This is a genomic window from Telluria sp. ZB4P36, assembly GCF_059685865.1.
In genome coordinates, this window is the sequence record NZ_JCASIE010000018.1 from 65227 (window position 1) to 80669 (window position 15443).

A 15443-nucleotide genomic window follows, 5' to 3' on the forward strand; every position below is an offset into this window, starting at 1 on the left:
TGCCCGGCAAGGTAGGCCGGGCCGCCTTTCTGCTCAGCGCTGCATTACGCCGCGCATCCGCAGTTCGGTGTGGCCGAAATCCATCATCCTCCAGCGCCCGCCCCAGGTCAGGCCCAGCGATTCGGCCACCTCGCCGTACAGCTGGTAGCCGCGCATGGCCCAGGGGTCTTTTTCGGAAATCACCAGCTTGCCGTCGCGCCAGAATGCGCAATCGGCGGCCAGGCCGTACTGGTGCCAGCTCTGGAAGGCGCGCGCATTGGTGACGTGGCCGCCGGCCCGGGCCAGCTCGTCCTGGCGCGCCGGGCTGCGGTAGCCTTCGAGCAGCGCCATGTCGTAGCCGTGCTTTTCCTTCATGATCTTGAAGGCCAGCAGCAGGCGCTGGCTGAAGTCCGGGTGCAGCAGGCCCCAGTTGCGGCTCGCGTTGACCAGCATTGGCCGCACCAGCTCGACTTCCGCGGTCGTGAAGGCCATCGGCGGCAGGGCCACCGGCGGCACCAGGCGCTCGCCCTGCAGCAGGGCTGCGACCTGGACGTCCGGCGCGGCGCCCTCGCCTTCGTAGACCGGCAGCATGGCCGGACTACTCAGGGCCAGCGCCAGCAGCGACGGGATCAGCACGGCCGGCACCCCGATCGCGCAGGCGATGCGGTGGCGCCGCACGAAACCGGCGATGCTGCCCAGGAGATCGCGCGGAATATTCCCCCGCAGCGCACCGGCGTACTGGCTGCCCGCGATCTGCCAGCCGACGGCGCGCTGCGACAGGCGATGCCTCAGCGCGGACAGCCCGCGGGCAAGAACAGCGCGTCCGCCCGGGAACAAGGCAAGCCAGATCGCGGCCGTCGCCAGACAAAAGTACAGAAGGGCGAGAAAAATCAGCATCGCTACCTCCAAGATTGTTTCTAATCAGAATTGGAAGAACCAATCTTAGGAGGGTTGCCGTGCGGCCTACAGACGAAAATCAATCCACGTCCACGCGTCCGAACCTGATGTCGCCCCGCCGCGTCGCTACCTCCGGTGAGGACAGCATCCTGGCCCTGCTCGAGCGCGAGCCTGCGCGCAAGCGCGGCAGCAAGGCATCGGGCACGCGGCTGGCCTGGTACGGCGCCGGCACCTCGCTGGCGGTGGTACTGACCGGTGCGCTGGTCTGGCTGGCTGCCAACAACGACGGCGCGCGGCTGGACGCGCAGGACACGGTGCTGGCCGAAGCGCGGCAAGCGCCGCTGCCCGCGGCCGGCCCGGTGCTGCGGCAAGTGGCCATGGCGCCGGCGGCTGAAGCGGCCCTGATCGTCGACCAGGTGGAGCAGGCATCCCCGGCAGACGCGGTTCCGCCCTTGCGCCTCTTGCGACCGGCGCCGGAAAAGGCGACCGCCCGCGTCCCTGCCCCCGCTCCCGTTCCCGCGGCAAGCGTGCCGGCGCCGCGGGTGGCCCGGGCAGTTCCGACGCCCCGTGCGGCGCCCGCCACGCCGGCCAAACCCAAAGCCGCCATGGCGGCGAAAGGCGCCGTTCGCCCGGTGACGCCCAAGGCCCAGCGCGGTGTCACCCCGGCCAGGACAACCGATGGGCCGGTGGATGCGGACGTGGCACTGATCTCGGCCGTCATCGTGCATGCCAACGGCCACGCCCCCGAGGGCTCGCAGATGACCGAGCTGCTGTGCCCGAACGACGCTTGCCAGGCCCGTCCACCACGCCCATGACGTGGCGAAAAGCCCGCAATGACCGAGAAAATCGGCGAAATATAGGGATACTGCTGGGCTATTGATTCTTCGTGGAGTTATACTGTACATAAGCACAGTACGGCGGCACGAGATGATCAGGGTTCTGGAAAACGAGTTTTATTATCTGGACAATTTCCAGCGCGTCCTTGACTGGATCGGCGAGCGGTATCGCGATTTGCTGGACACCGACGAGCTCGCCTTCCTTGCCGCCTTCCCCGCCCTGCCGCAGAATGCGCGCGCCCTGTTCGTGCGCATGGTCATGCGCAAGGGGAATCTGTTCCGCGCCAGTAAGCTGGTCTATGCCGAGATCGGCTGCCCGCTCGAGGCCGCACGCCTCCTGCTCGACACCGGCTGGATCGACACCGATCCGCTGCTCTCCCTCGACGACTTGTTCGAGCTGCTGTCCAAGCCCGAGATCGCCGACGCCTTCGGGGCCCGGCTGCCGCAGAAGAACGCGCGCAAGGCCGAGCAGCTGGAAGCCTTGCGCGCCGCTTGCGGCGACAGCCGGCCTTTCTCCGGCTGGTACCCCGGCTGCACCGATGTCGCCCTGCGCATCCTGGCCAAGCCCCTGTGCGACCGCCTGCGCCTGATCTTCTTCGGCAACCTGCACCAGGACTGGACCGAATTCGTGCTGTCCGACCTCGGCATGTTCCGCTTCGAACAGGTCGAGATTTCGCAGGCCTCGCGCGGCTTCCGCTCGCGCGCGGACGTCGAGCATTACCTGCGCCTGCACCACTGCAAGGAACGCTTCTACGCCGGCGAAGCGCTGGACGAAGTGCTGCGCGACCTGCCCTCGCACGACTTCGACAACGACTGGCTGGTCAGCCGGCGCGAGAAGCTGCTGTTCCAGATCGGTCAGGGCTACGAAAACCTCAAGGACTGGGACAATGCCCATGCCGTCTATGCGCAATGCCGTTACCTGGGCGCGCGTGGGCGCGCCATCCGGGTGCTGGAAAAGCATGAGCGCTTCGACGAGGCTTACGCCCTGTTCCAGCTGGCCCAGGCCGCGCCCGAAAGCGAGGCCGAACGCCAGCACCTGCTGCGCATCGGCCCGCGTCTGGCGCGCCGCCTCGGCCACGCCAGGCTGCCGGCGCGCCGCAGCGCCGCGGTCGAGCGGCTGGACCTGCGCCTGCCGATGCCGAGTGGAGAATGGTGGGTCGAAGGCGTGGTGCGCGAGCACCTGGCGAGCGCCGAGGCGCCGGTGTTCTACGTCGAGAACGCGCTGGCCAATTCCCTGTTCGGCCTGCTGTGCTGGCGCGCCGTGTTCGCGCCGCTTCCCGGCGCCTTCTTCCACCCCTTCCACCGCGGACCGGCCGACTTGTACAGCCCGGACTTCCACCAGCGCCGCGCAGCCGAATTCGCAGCCTGCCTGGCCGAACTGGAGGACGGCGCCTACCGCGACACCATCCGCGCCACCTACTGCGACAAGGCGGGCATCGCCTCGCCCTTCGTGTATTGGGGAGCGCTGAGCGAGGAACTGCTGGAGCTGGCGCTGGCCTGCATCCCGCCGCAGCACTTGCGCAAGTGGTGCGAGCGCATCCTGGCCGACGTCCAGGCCAACCATACCGGCTTCCCCGACCTGATCCAGTTCTGGCCGGCCGAGGGACGCTACACCATGATCGAGGTGAAGGGCCCGGGCGACCGCCTGCAGGACAACCAGCTGCGCTGGATCGATTACTGCGCGACGCATGGGATGCCGGTATCGGTGTGCTACCTGCAGTGGGAGCAGGCCGCTTGACGGTGGACGCGAGCTACAGCGTCGCCGTACGCGCCTTGTGCGAGTTCACCGCCAAGCAGGGCGACCTCGACCTGCGCTTCACACCCTCGCCCACCGCCCAGGAAGGCATCGCCGGCCATGCGGTGGTGACGGGCCGGCGCGGCCCCAACTACCGCACCGAGGTGGCGCTCGCAGGCGGCTGGGGCAATCTGCAGGTGCGCGGGCGCGCCGACGGCTACGACCCGGACCAGAACCTGATCGAAGAGATCAAGACCCACCGCGGCAAATTCTCCTCCATCCCCGACAACCACCGCCACCTGCACTGGGCGCAGGTGCGGGTCTACGGCCACCTGCTGTGCCGGCAGCTGGGCCTGGAGCAGGTCGACCTGGCCCTGGTCTACTACGACATCGGCAGCGGCCAGGAAACGGTCCTGCGTGAAAGCCGGGATGCGGCGGAGCTGGCCGCGCTGTTCGCTGCGCTGTGCGAACGTTTCTCGAACTGGGCCGCCCAGGAAGCCGCGCACCGCGCCGCACGCAATGCGGCCCTGGGCACGCTGCGCTTCCCGCACCCGGACTTCCGGCCCGGCCAGCGCCAGCTGGCGGAGAACATCTACCTCGCCAACACCAGCGGGCGCTGCCTGTTGGCCCAGGCGCCGACCGGCATCGGCAAGACGGTCGGCAGCCTGTTCCCGGTCCTGAAGGCGATGCCCTCGCAAAGCCTCGACAAGGTCTTCTTCCTGGCCGCCAAGACGCCGGGCCGGCGGCTGGCGCTGGACGCCGCCGCCAGCCTGGGCGCCGGCACCAATATCCCGCTGCGCGTGCTCGAACTCACCGCGCGCGACAAGGCCTGCGAGCATCCGGACAAGGCTTGCCAGGGCGATGCCTGTCCGCTGGCGAAGGGCTTCTACGACCGCCTGCCTGCCGCACGCGCGGCCGCGGCGCAGGTCGCGCTGCTGGACCGCGATGCCCTGCGCGAAGCCGGGCTGGCCCACGACGTCTGTCCCTATTACCTGGGCAGCGAGATGGCGCGCTGGGCCGACATGGTGGTGGGCGACTACAACTATTATTTCGACGGCAGCGCCATGCTTTACGCGCTGGCGCTCGAACGGGGCTGGAAGGCCAGCGTGCTGGTCGACGAGGCTCACAACATGGTGTCGCGCGCCCGCTCGATGTACAGCGCGGAGCTGGACCGCGCCAATCTGCGCGCGGCACGCGCCAATGCGCCGGAGCCGGTCAGGAAGGCCCTGGAACGCGTCGGCCGCGCCTGGACCGGGGTCGACAAGGAAGCCCCGGCGCCCTACCAGGTGCTGCCGGAAGTGCCCGGCAAGCTGCTCGACGCGCTGCAGAACGCCACCGGTACCGTCAACGACTTCCTGGCCGAGCACCCCGGACCGCTCGATCCGGACCTGCAGCGCTTCCATTTCGACGCCCTGGGCTTCATCCGCCTGGCCGAATCCTTTGGCGAGCATTCCCTGTGCGACCTGACCCGCGCGGGCGTGCGCGACTCGACGATCAGCATCCGCAACGTGGTGCCGGCCCCCTTTCTGGCGCCGCGCTTCGCGCTGGCGCACTCGGTGACCCTGTTCTCGGCCACGCTCGGCCCCTGGCATTATTTTTGCGACCTGCTCGGCATGCCGCTTGATACCGCCTGGGCCGACGTCGCCTCGCCTTTCAGCGCCAGCCAGCTCGAGGTCCACATCGCCGGCGGCATCTCGACCCGCTACCAGCACCGCAGCGCCTCACTGGGTCCGATCGCGGACCTGATCGCGCGCCAATACCTCCAGCGGCCCGGCAACTACCTGGCCTTCTTCAGCAGCTTCGACTACCTCGAACAGGTGCTGGAGCAGCTGGCGCAGCGCCATCCGGAGGTCCCGGCCTGGCGCCAGGAACGGCGCATGAGCGAACCGGAGCGCGCCGCCTTCCTCGATCGCTTCACGGCGGGAGGGCGCGGCGTCGGCTTCGCGGTGCTGGGCGGCTCCTTCGGCGAAGGCATCGACCTGCCGGGCGAGCGCCTGATCGGCGCCTTCGTGGCCACGCTCGGCCTGCCGCAGGTGAACCCGGTGAACGAACAGCTGCGCGAGCGGATGCAGGCGATGTTCGGCGCGGGCTACGACTACACCTACCTCTACCCGGGCATGCAGAAGGTGGTGCAGGCGGCCGGCCGCGTGATCCGCACGGAGACGGACCGCGGCGTGGTCTGGCTGATCGACGACCGCTTCGGACGCCAGGACGTGCGCGCCCTGCTGCCAGCCTGGTGGGACGTCGATGGCCGCGTTTAATTCAGCATGTCGCGGACTTTCTGGTAGCCGCTGCGGCTGATCGGCAGTGTCGTCCCGTCTTTCAGCACGGCGCAGTAATTGTCCTTGCTGGCCGGCTCGATGCGCGCGATCGCGCCGACGTTCACGATGTAGGAGCGGTGGATGCGGATGAACACCTGCGGATCGAGCTGGGCCTCGAGCTCGGACATGCGCTGGTTCTTGAGGTGGGCCTTGCCCCCGGCCGTCACCTGCACGTAGTCGTCCTGGGCCTCGATGTAGTCGATAGTGGCGCTCGGGACCACGTGCACGCGCGCTCCGTCCTTGATCAGGACACGCTCCAGGTAGCCGCGCCGCTGCGCCGCCTCCTGCACCACCGCTTCCAGCCGCGGCGCCTGCGGACGGCGGTTGCGCGCATGGTCCAGCGCCTGCGCCAGCCGTTCGCGGCTGAAGGGCTTGAGCAGGTAATCGATCGCATGCACCTCGAAGGCTTTCAGCGCGAACTGGTCGTAGGCGGTGGCGAAGACATAATGCGGCGAATTTTTCTGATTCGCCCCGGCCAGCTCGACCACTTCGAAGCCATCCAGCTTGGGCATCTGGATGTCGAGGAAGACCAGCTCCGGATCGAGCTCGCCGATCGCCTTCACCGCCTCGAAACCGTTCGCGCATTCGCCCACGATCTCGATGTCGGCATGGCCGGCCAGGTACTCGCGCAGCAGCGCGCGCGCCAGGTGTTCGTCGTCGACGATCAGAACTCGCATGATCTACTTCTCCTCCGTCTCCGCGGGCAGCGCCAGGTCCACCCGGAATGTATTGTCTACGCGTGCCCAGTGCACGCTGGCTTCCCTGCCGTAGGCCGCCGCCAGCCGCTGGCGCACGTTCACCAGCCCGATGCCGTTGCCGGCCGGCGCGCGTCCCGCTTCCTCCGGATCGACATCGTTCTCGACATGGATGCGCAGCAGCGAGCCCGCACGTTCCGCGCCGAGGCGGATGGTACCGCCTTCGAGCATGCCGCCGATGCCGTGCTTGACCGCGTTCTCCACCAGCGGCTGCAGGATCATCGGCGGCAGCAAACATGCTCCGGCGCCCTCGCCGACGCTGTGTTCGAACACCAGGCGCGGACCGAAGCGCACCTGTTCGATCGACAGGAAGCGCTCGACCAGCGCCAGCTCGTCCTTCAAGCATACCTTACGGTGTGCTTCCAAGCCGAGCGTCTGGCGGAAGAAGCCGGCCAGCTGCAGGGCCATGGCACGCGCCCGGCCGGGGTCGATCGCGGTGAGCGCGCTGATCGAATTCAGGCTGTTGAACAGGAAGTGCGGATCGATCTGGGTACGCAGCATGCGCAGTTCCGCGTCCCGGGCCAGCAGGCGCGACTCCAGTTCGCGCGTCTCGGCGCGGCGTGCCCGGTCGAACTCCAGCGCCAGGTAGTGCGCCACCGCCGTCATCCAGTACAGCAGCATTCCGATGCCGAACATCAGCGCCGCGAAGGGCCGGTTGACCGCCACCGCCGCTTCCGGCGCCAGCAGCCGGCACAGGGCGGCCCAGGCGCTGCCGGCCGCGCACCACAGCAGCGCCGCACTCAGCCCGCTGAAGAAGAACACCGTCAGTACCGCGCCCAGCCTGCGTTGCGCCAGCGGATAGGCGCGGCACAGGTAGTAGGCGGAAAAACCGCAGGCAAAGGCGTAGCACAGCGTCAGCGGCAGCGCGAACAGCAGGCTGGCGGCAGGTCCGGCGTCGGTGGCCGTGACGACCAGCCCCGCCAGCAGCACGCCCAGCATCAGCCAGGCCAGCAGGTAGAGCGCGACGCTGCGCCGCGCCCAGAAGGCCCCCGTCATCAGTTACGGATTTCCACGCCGCCCATGATGGCGTAGCCACGCACGATCAGGCGCTTGCTGTTGTCGGGCGGCGCGATGGTCTTCTCCTCGAAGCCGCCCATGATCGGCGTGCCGTTCAGGACCACCGTCCAGTCGGTCGGAACCTTCAGGGTGACCCCGCCCCAGAAGGCGAACACGGTGACCACCGCCTCGCCCTGGATCGAGGAATTGCGCAGGTCGAGGGCGCAGCCGCCCATCACCGCCGTGATCTCGCCGCCGCGGAAGTTGGGGGTGACGACGCGCCGGTCGAAGCCGCCGAGGATCGCGGTGACGTCCACCACGCCCTCGCCGCCAAGGTCGTTCTCGCCCTTGACGCCGTCGATCGAGATCAGGCGGCGTCCGGTTCGTGCCTTGTACAAGGTGTAGACGCCGAAGCCGATGAAGAACAGCGGCCACAGGGTGCGCCAGTTGAAATCGATGACGTCCATCCGGTCGAGGCTCAACAGCACGCCGACGCCGATGAAGACCGCGCCGAGGATCTGGCCGCCGCGGGTCTGCGTGTCGCACAGCTTGACGATGCCGAGGATGATGAACACCATCGGCCAGAACGAGATGAAGCTGCGGATCGCGATGATATCGAGGTTATCGAGCAGGAACAGCAGTCCCATGAGGATCACGAGCAGGCCGAGCACGACCTGGCTGGTGACGCCCTTCATCTGGAGTTTATCCTTCATGCTTGTTCTCCATGTGCTTGAGGTCAGGCTGTTGCGCAAGGCGGCGCGCGACCAGCGGCTGGAACACCAGCTTGACGCCCCAGGCCAGGATGAACAGCGGCCAGCTGTTACGGAAAGTCAGGCCGAAGATGTGTTCGAAGCAGGCGAACAGCCACAGGCCGATGAAGACGGTCCACAGGCCGTTGCCGAACTCGCGCGGGCTCGGGTAGCCGATGGTCTGGTTGATGCCGACCACGACCAGCAGCAGCGGCCAGTAGTGCCAGTAGGACCCCAGGTCGAGATAATCGAGGCGGTCGAGCAGGACGACCGTGCCGACGGCGATCAGGAGCAGGCCCCAGACCACCTGTTTGCGCCAGCGGTAAGCTTCTTCGGTATGCATGTTGCGTGACTCCGTCTGTGATTGGAATGGACACACGATACCGAAGACCCGGCAACCGGCAAAGCGCCTTTCGGTGAATGGCGGCGCGCGGGCGGTGAACGGCGAAATTTTCGGCGGACGCCGGCGACGAACGAAAAAAAGCCCGCCTTGAGGGCGGGCCAGGTGGGCAGCGTAATCTGGTCGATTCGCGAATCGAAGGGCGCTCAGGCCGTTGCCGACAGATCCATGTCTGGTCGGCCCTTGACCTGGTTGCGGTACTTGGCGCGGGCTTCGGCCATCTTCACGGCTTCGCGCGCGATGTTGGTGCGGCGGATCTCGAGCCGCTCTTTCTTGCCGCGGTGTTGTGCTTCGTGTTTGTTGCCAATAGCTTTGGTCATGAACGTCTCCTGGGTGGACACCGATTGCACGGTGATGGCCCGCGCCGTCCTGGCGCGGGAAGAATTAGGAGCGGTTGGTCCCCATCTTCAGATCGGACGGCATCAGCATGCCCCAGCCGAGCTGGCGGCGGATTTCCTCCGGCGTCGGCGGCGGCGCGCTATCCCGCGCACGGCGCTCGAGGTATTCGCGTACCAGGTGCTTGGGTGGCTGCTTCATCTCGGACATGGCGACCTCCACTTCCGTTGTGAGCCGCCGCCTGCGCGCCGGCCCGAATTGGTGCCGGTCCTCGAGGCGACCGGCTAACCTGTTGAGCTGTTGGCTACCGCGCGTTGGCCGCACAGGTTCCTCACTCAGACGGTTCCCATGGTAACGATGGGCTCTCATATCCACCGTTAGGTGCCGCACATTTTTCGATAGGCCGTCTCCTACAAGGCGGCGGGACCTGACGGAAGCGGCACCGCGGCGGCATCGGGATAGGGGCAGTCGGCATGCTGACCGGCCCCTCCCACACCACCCGGCATGCGGGTCCGCACCGGGCGGGTCGAGTAGTTGAGGTTAAGTGAGGCGAGGCATGCCAAGACGGTCAAAGTAGGCAATCGTCAGCACTTTGTTCAGGTCAAGCCTGCTGTTATGCCACCAGCGGCAGCTATTGCATGCCACCTGTAGCGCAACGTCGGGCCTTGCTCCGAGTTTCAGCATTTCCCGGTAGATCGTTGCCCCATGCTTCCAGTGTTTCAGATGGAGCGCACGCATTCGGCGGCGCATCCACTCGTCCAGTTTATTCAGGACGGCTGTGGTTTGCGCCAGACCAAAGTAGCCTTTCCACCCCAGTACATAAGAGCGCAGGCCTTCAATCACCTGGGTGATACTGCGTCCGCCGGATCGACGAGTGAGTTGTCTGATCCGCTGCCGAAAAGCCTTCTGTGCCTTGTACGACACAGCCCGTTTGACTTCGCCTTTCCCGGTTGTGTACAGCTCGTAACCAAGAAATTTTCGGCCAAACGCACTAGTTACGGCACTTTTCGATTCGTTGATCTTCAAGTGCAGCTTGTCGTACTGGCGCTTGAGCAGGGCCATCACCCCCTGCACGTACTGCTGTGCTGCGAGCACGGCATCACGCGCACGCCGGCCGGGACGGAACCCGTGGCTGTGCTCACTAAAAGTGGGGATCGATTAGCGGTTGCAGCACCTGCAATAGTGCCTGCTGAATCAGACGGTCGGTCACGGTGGGTATCCCCAACTCACGTTCGCTTCCATCCGGCTTCGGAATGCCCACGCGCCGTACCGGCATGGGCCGGTACGTGCCTGCCATTAGTTGCTGTCTGATGGTCGGCCAAGCGTGCTTCAGGTGTTGTCCGGTCCGGGCAATGTCCAGACCATCGACACCTGCGGCTCCCTTGTTCGCCTTCACGCGTTTCCACGCGCGTTGCATGTTCTCCCTCGCGAGCGCTTGCATGAGTAAGTCTCGCCCTGTGCCTTCCAGTTCCTGTCGCGGGGACCGTGTTTCATCGCTGATCGCTTTGGACGAGGCTTCACCCCGCCCTGCCGCGACCCGCCCCGCTGATGCGGGCATCTGATGCCGTACACGATTCATCGACAAGTTGTTCGACACTCCTACTCGTTCGGCCCTTCGCTGAAAAAAAACTCAGCTACTACTGCCTCTGCTGACTTCTCGCTCCGATTTTTTTTCGTCGCCCTTTCAGGCGCAAGGCGAGATCTCCCCAGGTAAGAACGCACTCCTTCCCTGCACAACCGCCGGATTTACGCCACTTCGCCTTGACCACAAGAGCTTCGCGGTTCATGCCCGCTCGTCCTGCTCGGCAGCGCCTTGTATCCGATTCTTGTTCATCGGCTCGCAGTTTCGCTCCACGCTTCCTCTCCACGCTCGGTCGCCCTCACGCAGTTGCGCTTCACTTCGCTCGCTGTGGTCAGCTCACGGCGGGACTTGCACCCGCAAGAGTGCGCCCATGCTGGGCGCACATAGAAAAAGGGGAGCCGGAGCTCCCCTTCAGACGGATCTACACGTGAATCAGAAGCGGTACTTCAGGTTCAGGTAGTAGATGCGGCCAGACACGTCCAGCTTCTGCTGCTCTTCTTCGCTGTAGCGGTAGTAGGCGCGCTTCACGTTGGTCAGGTTGGTCGCATTGAACGACAGCTGCAGGTTCGGCATCAGGTTGTAGCTGGCATTGAAGGCCAGCGTAGTCACCGGAGCCGCGTAGGTCGGCGCGACCGGCATCAGGATGCCGTTGATGGTCGACAGGCCCTGGCTGTTGGCGTTCGGCGCCGGCGCGGTCGAGGTGTTGATGTACTCGCTGCGGTAGTTGGCAACCAGGCGCGCCGACAGCTTGTCGTTCTCGAAGTACACGCCCAGGTTGGCCGCGTATTCCGAGGCGCCGACCATTGGACGGCCGTCGTCGACCTTGGTCTTCGACTTGCTGACGTTCGACGTGAAGCCGAACGGGCTGTTGCCGAACGGCTGTTCGTACATCAGCTCGATGCCGCGGATACGGGCACCCTGCTGCGACGCCGAATTCACCGCGAATTGCTTGATCTGCGAGTCACGTGGGTCGAGCAGCTCCACCGTGTCCTGGCCGGCGATGCCGGTCTTCGGATAGCCGGTAATGTTCGAGGCAAACAGGTTCACCCCCACCATCGAGCGGCGTGCGAAGTACCAGGCATAGGACAGGTCGATGTTCTTGGCGAACAGCGGTTCCAGGTTCGGGTTCGGGCCGGTGACCTGGCAGATGCCGTCGGTACAGGCCGGCGATCCGTAGCCCGCGCCGAGCAGGTTGTAGTTCTGGCGCGAGATGGTCTTGCTGGCGCCGAAGCGCAGGATCTGGTCCTTGGCGAGCTCGTAGCGGATATTCAGGCTCGGCAGCAGGTTGTTGAAAGTGCTTTCCTTCGCCTGTTTAAAGTACATCACGCCGGCCAGCGGATTGAACGGCACGCCGTCGTAGTATTGGACGCCATCGCTCGCGGTGGTGATGGCACCCGGCACGGCGGCACAGGTGGTGGCAGGCTTGCCCGGCTCGGTACGCGGGCAGGTGCCGACCGGGATTGGCGACGGCACTGCGGCGTTGATCTTGGTGCGCACGTAGCGCAGACCAAGGTTGCCCGACCAGCGTTCGCCTTCCAGGTTGCCCATGATGTAGGCCGAGCTCTGGCGCTCACGCATGTCCAGTTCGGTCGACACGCGGCGTTCCCACTCCGCGTTGGTCGGCTTGTAGTTGGCCGCGAAGTAGGCTTTCAGCGCCTCCGGGGTCAGGGTCCAGCTGGTGTTGTCCCAGCCGGCCGGGCCGTCCAGTTCAGCGCCGAAGTCGGACGGATAAGGAATGAAGTTCGACGCGGCGGTCGGCTCGTTCGCCGACAGGGCGGCGGTGCGCAGCTGCGGGAAGCGGCGCGCGCTGTCGCGGCGGTGGTCGGCATGGCGTGCACCGAACTCCAGGGATTTGACCATGGCATGCTCGAGGCGGTACTCGGCATCGAGGTTGAGGCTGTTCTCCTTGTCGGTAGTCTTCACGCCCGAAGCGGCGCGGCCGCTCAGCACGAAGCCGCTGCCGTCGGCGTTGCGGCCCGGGACGTTGGGGCCGGTGCCGAGGTACTGGACGAAGGGCGCATCACGCAGGTCGCCCAGCGCATAGCGCACGCCGGTGCCGTAGCGGGTGTAGGTCAGGCCTTGGTCGAGGCCGGTCTGGCCGACGCCCTTGGTGGTCGAGAACAGGCCCTTGACGGTCAGGTCCGGGCTGAGGCGGTACTTGACGTCGAGGTCGAGGAAGGCGCTGGTTGCCTTGGCGCCGTCGCGGTAAGCGCCTTCGGTCTCGCCAATGTACTGCGGCGTGGTGCCGGCCGGGTAGACGATGTCGGCCGACTTCAGCACCTTCAGGTCGTGACCGTAGATGGTGCGCTCGTTGACGATGACAGGGTTCTTGATCTGCGCATAGACGCGCTGGCCGTTCGAGCTGGTGGGCGTGGTGGCGCCCTGCACGCCGCCGAAGCCGCGCAGCATGCTGAACATGGCGCCCGCGTTTAGGCGACCGAAGTTATTAGCTTTCATTTCCGAATGGAAGCCGGTCATGGTCATGTCGAGGTCGGCGTTCGGCTTGAACTGGGCCGAGAACATGCCGCCCTTGCGGTCACGCACGCCTTCGACGAATTCGGTGCTCATCGAGCCTGGAATACGCACGCCGTTCAGATCCGAGGCCTTGTAGCCGGTGCCGGCCAGCGAGGCGTCGGTGATGCCCAGCATGGTCGAGGTATTGATCACGTCCCAGCCGCTACCGCCCGAGTAGGCGAAGCGCGACGCCGAATCGCGGCGCACGAAGCGCTTTTCGGCAAAGCCCTGCAGGATGAAGCCGAAGGTGTTCGACTCGTTCTTCCAGTTTATCGAGGCGTTGACGTCGTGCGCCGCCTTGCCTGGCAGTTCGGAGTACACGCCGCCGAGATTGACGATGCCCGTCAGGCGTTCTTTTTGCGCCAGCGGCTTGCGGGTGCTCACGTTGATGGTGCCGGCCATGCCGCCGTCGACGATGTTGGCCTGCGAGGTCTTGTAGATGACGGCCTGGTTCAGGACCGAGGACGGCATCAGCGACAGGCTGGTCGAGCGGCTGCTCGAGAGCTGGTCGGCGACGTACCAGTCGCCGCCCGAGACGGTGTGGCCGTTGAACAGGATGAGAGTGTGGTCCGGGTTGGTGCCGCGCATGGCGACCTTCTCGGCTTCGTCGTAGTCGGTACGCACGGCCACGCCGGCGAGGCGCTGCAGCGAATCGGCCAGGTTCTTGTCCGGCATCTTGCCCACGTCTTCGGCGGTGATCACCTCGACGTTGGCGGTAGCATCCCGCTTGACAGCCAGCGACTTGGCCATCGAGGCTCGGATACCGGTCACCTCCACGGTCGGGATCACATCCTGCGCCATGGCCGGCACGGCTGCCAGTCCCAGTACCGCCATCGATACGGCCGCTGCGAGCGGCTTCTGCTTGAACATAGAGTCTCTCCTGAGTTTTATAGCTATTGGTCTGCAATGGCAGGCGCCATCGCTGCCATTCTCGGGAGTATTGATGAAGTGCACCTTGCTGAATAATCACTTGTTTTCGCGGCTATATAACTTTGAGGAATGTACATATGCGAGCATTGCAAAAGTTATACCGAATAAACATAATTTCATTACCCATGCGCGGGCACGCAAGAGTAGCGTGGCCGCACCTTCAACTGACACCGGTAACTTCCCATGTCCATTGCCGTACGCCTCAGCTGCCTGCTGCTCGCCGGCGCCGCCCTCGGCGGCTGCGCCAGCACGCCTGCCCCGACGACTGCCACCCCGGCCGCGGAAATCCCGCTTGCGGCCCTGCTGCAGAAACCGATCTACCAGATGACGCCGCAGGAGGCGGGCCGCTACATCGCCCACGTCCACACGGCCGAGCCCGACCTGCGCAAGCGGATCGCGGCAATCGGCCGCAAGAACCTCGGCCAGCCTTACTCGCTGCACTTGCTGGGCGAATTTCCGTATGAAATACACGACAGTTTGCCGCTGTTCAGCCTGAAGGAAAGCGACTGCGTCGTGTTTGCCGAACACACCTACGCAATGGCCCTGTCCCAGTCCTGGGAAGAATTCTTCTGGATGCTGCAGCGGATCCGCTACCGCGACGGCGTGATCGGCGTGGCCAGCCGCAACCACTACACCGAGATGGACTGGAACGTGGCCAACCGCTGGCTGGTGACGGACGTCAGCGCCGAATTGGCCGGCCCGGATGGGCCCGCGTACGGGATGACGGTGGACCGCGCGCGCTTCCTGCGCACCCGCCACAACACCGTGCGCGACATCCCGGTCGAGACCAGCCGCCAGGCCTATGTGCCGAAGGAAGGGGTGGCGGCGATCGCCGGGCGCCTGCAGGAAGGCGATTTCGTGAACGTGATCTCGACCCGCAATGGCGAATACTGGGCTTCGCACGTGGGCCTGGTGGTGCTGGGCCCGGACGGCGAGCGCCGCTTCCTGCACTCGCAGGCGCCGCAGGTGCGCGAAGAGAGCTTCGACTCCTTCATCGCGCGCGCGGCCGAGCGCGAAGCGCGCAATGCCCGCGAGGGCAAGCCCGGCCAGGTGCTGGCCGGCTTCAAGTTCCTGCGCCTGAACGAACAGATCACGGTGCCGCCGATGGCGCCGCAGCCGCGTCCGGGCCGCCCCGGCGCCTGACCTTCCCTGCCGGCATGCCGGCAAGCTCCCTGCTTCTTCATGACGCGCCGCGCCGCCGGCGCGTCATCCTGCCTTCCCCTCCCTTTTACCCCATGAGCACGGCCGCGCCCTGCTCATCAGTTCCGCTCATCAATTAAATAAACAATGGAAATTAAATAGGCGATTTATTTCCTATTTTCATTTCCCATTATTATTTTTAGGCGCTTTCTATTTAATTCACTTGCCGCCGTTGAGTCAGGTCAAACGCCGTAAGCAGTGGTCGCCAGATAA

General features: G+C 65.6%; 12 protein-coding genes and 1 pseudogene. 4 read left to right on the forward strand and 9 right to left on the reverse strand.

Translation table 11 applies throughout. The features are described 5' to 3' along the window. Nucleotides 1–33 precede the first annotated feature (33 nt). Nucleotides 34–876 carry a M15 family metallopeptidase gene (locus AC56LK_RS20130; RefSeq protein ID WP_497186253.1) on the reverse strand — a complete coding sequence of 281 codons (843 nt, stop codon included), beginning with the start codon at nt 874–876 and terminating at the stop codon, nt 34–36. 59 nt (nt 877–935) lie between these two features. Between AC56LK_RS20130 and AC56LK_RS20135 the strand changes: the two genes are divergently transcribed. The 3 genes from AC56LK_RS20135 (at nt 936) to AC56LK_RS20145 (ending at nt 5708) form a co-directional block, all read left to right on the forward strand. Beyond that, nucleotides 936–1691: a hypothetical protein gene (locus tag AC56LK_RS20135; RefSeq protein WP_497186254.1), complete on the forward strand. Its 756-nt coding sequence runs from the start codon at nt 936–938 to the stop codon at nt 1689–1691. 112 nt (nt 1692–1803) lie between these two features. Beyond that, nucleotides 1804–3450, forward strand: coding sequence for a VRR-NUC domain-containing protein (locus AC56LK_RS20140; protein WP_497186255.1), 1647 nt, complete (start codon nt 1804–1806; stop codon nt 3448–3450). A 2-nt stretch (nt 3451–3452) separates the two neighbouring features. Then, nucleotides 3453–5708: an ATP-dependent DNA helicase gene (locus AC56LK_RS20145; protein WP_497186292.1), complete on the forward strand. Its 2256-nt coding sequence runs from the start codon at nt 3453–3455 to the stop codon at nt 5706–5708. Here the strand turns inward: AC56LK_RS20145 and AC56LK_RS20150 are convergent. The 8 genes and pseudogenes from AC56LK_RS20150 to AC56LK_RS20185 all read right to left on the reverse strand — a co-directional run bounded on the left by AC56LK_RS20150 (nt 5705) and on the right by AC56LK_RS20185 (nt 13970). After that, entirely contained in the window at nt 5705–6445 is a 741-nt protein-coding gene (locus AC56LK_RS20150; protein WP_497186256.1) for a LytR/AlgR family response regulator transcription factor, read from the reverse strand. The genes AC56LK_RS20145 and AC56LK_RS20150 overlap by 4 nt on opposite strands. Nucleotides 6446–6448: 3 nt before the next feature. Beyond that, a complete protein-coding gene (locus tag AC56LK_RS20155) occupies nt 6449–7519 on the reverse strand; it encodes a sensor histidine kinase (RefSeq protein WP_497186257.1) in 1071 nt (356 codons plus the stop codon). Then, nucleotides 7519–8232, reverse strand: coding sequence for a LiaI-LiaF-like domain-containing protein (locus AC56LK_RS20160; RefSeq protein WP_497186258.1), 714 nt, complete (start codon nt 8230–8232; stop codon nt 7519–7521). Before AC56LK_RS20160 ends, AC56LK_RS20155 begins: the two co-directional genes overlap by 1 nt. Next, entirely contained in the window at nt 8222–8611 is a 390-nt protein-coding gene (locus AC56LK_RS20165) for a LiaF transmembrane domain-containing protein (protein WP_497186259.1), read from the reverse strand. Before AC56LK_RS20165 ends, AC56LK_RS20160 begins: the two co-directional genes overlap by 11 nt. A 203-nt stretch (nt 8612–8814) precedes the next feature. Further along, a complete protein-coding gene (locus AC56LK_RS20170) occupies nt 8815–8988 on the reverse strand; it encodes a hypothetical protein (RefSeq protein WP_497186260.1) in 174 nt (57 codons plus the stop codon). Between the two features lie 64 nt (nt 8989–9052). Beyond that, entirely contained in the window at nt 9053–9214 is a 162-nt protein-coding gene (locus tag AC56LK_RS20175) for a hypothetical protein (protein ID WP_497186261.1), read from the reverse strand. Nucleotides 9215–9544: 330 nt separating this feature from the next. Then, a pseudogene (locus AC56LK_RS20180) lies at nt 9545–10589 on the reverse strand (group II intron maturase-specific domain-containing protein). Between the two features lie 429 nt (nt 10590–11018). Further along, on the reverse strand, nt 11019–13970 hold the full coding sequence (locus AC56LK_RS20185; RefSeq protein WP_497186262.1) for a TonB-dependent receptor: 2952 nt from the start codon (nt 13968–13970) through the stop codon (nt 11019–11021). 243 nt (nt 13971–14213) lie between these two features. Here AC56LK_RS20185 and AC56LK_RS20190 point away from each other — a divergent pair, with 243 nt between their 5' ends. Beyond that, nucleotides 14214–15173 (forward strand): N-acetylmuramoyl-L-alanine amidase-like domain-containing protein, encoded by a 960-nt coding sequence (locus AC56LK_RS20190; protein WP_497186263.1) that lies wholly within the window; start codon nt 14214–14216, stop codon nt 15171–15173. Nucleotides 15174–15443: the final 270 nt, after the last annotated feature.

Excerpts from the sequence above, each read along its gene's own strand:
- AC56LK_RS20130 (WP_497186253.1), bottom strand. The coding sequence starts at position 876 with ATGCTGATTTTTCTCGCCCTTCTGTACTTTTGTCTGGCGACGGCCGCG.
- AC56LK_RS20140 (WP_497186255.1), top strand. The coding sequence starts at position 1,804 with ATGATCAGGGTTCTGGAAAACGAGTTTTATTATCTGGACAATTTCCAG.
- AC56LK_RS20150 (WP_497186256.1), bottom strand. The coding sequence starts at position 6,445 with ATGCGAGTTCTGATCGTCGACGACGAACACCTGGCGCGCGCGCTGCTG.
- AC56LK_RS20155 (WP_497186257.1), bottom strand. The coding sequence starts at position 7,519 with ATGACGGGGGCCTTCTGGGCGCGGCGCAGCGTCGCGCTCTACCTGCTG.
- AC56LK_RS20160 (WP_497186258.1), bottom strand. The coding sequence starts at position 8,232 with ATGAAGGATAAACTCCAGATGAAGGGCGTCACCAGCCAGGTCGTGCTC.
- AC56LK_RS20165 (WP_497186259.1), bottom strand. The coding sequence starts at position 8,611 with ATGCATACCGAAGAAGCTTACCGCTGGCGCAAACAGGTGGTCTGGGGC.
- AC56LK_RS20170 (WP_497186260.1), bottom strand. The coding sequence starts at position 8,988 with ATGACCAAAGCTATTGGCAACAAACACGAAGCACAACACCGCGGCAAG.
- AC56LK_RS20175 (WP_497186261.1), bottom strand. The coding sequence starts at position 9,214 with ATGTCCGAGATGAAGCAGCCACCCAAGCACCTGGTACGCGAATACCTC.
- AC56LK_RS20185 (WP_497186262.1), bottom strand. The coding sequence starts at position 13,970 with ATGTTCAAGCAGAAGCCGCTCGCAGCGGCCGTATCGATGGCGGTACTG.
- AC56LK_RS20190 (WP_497186263.1), top strand. The coding sequence starts at position 14,214 with ATGTCCATTGCCGTACGCCTCAGCTGCCTGCTGCTCGCCGGCGCCGCC.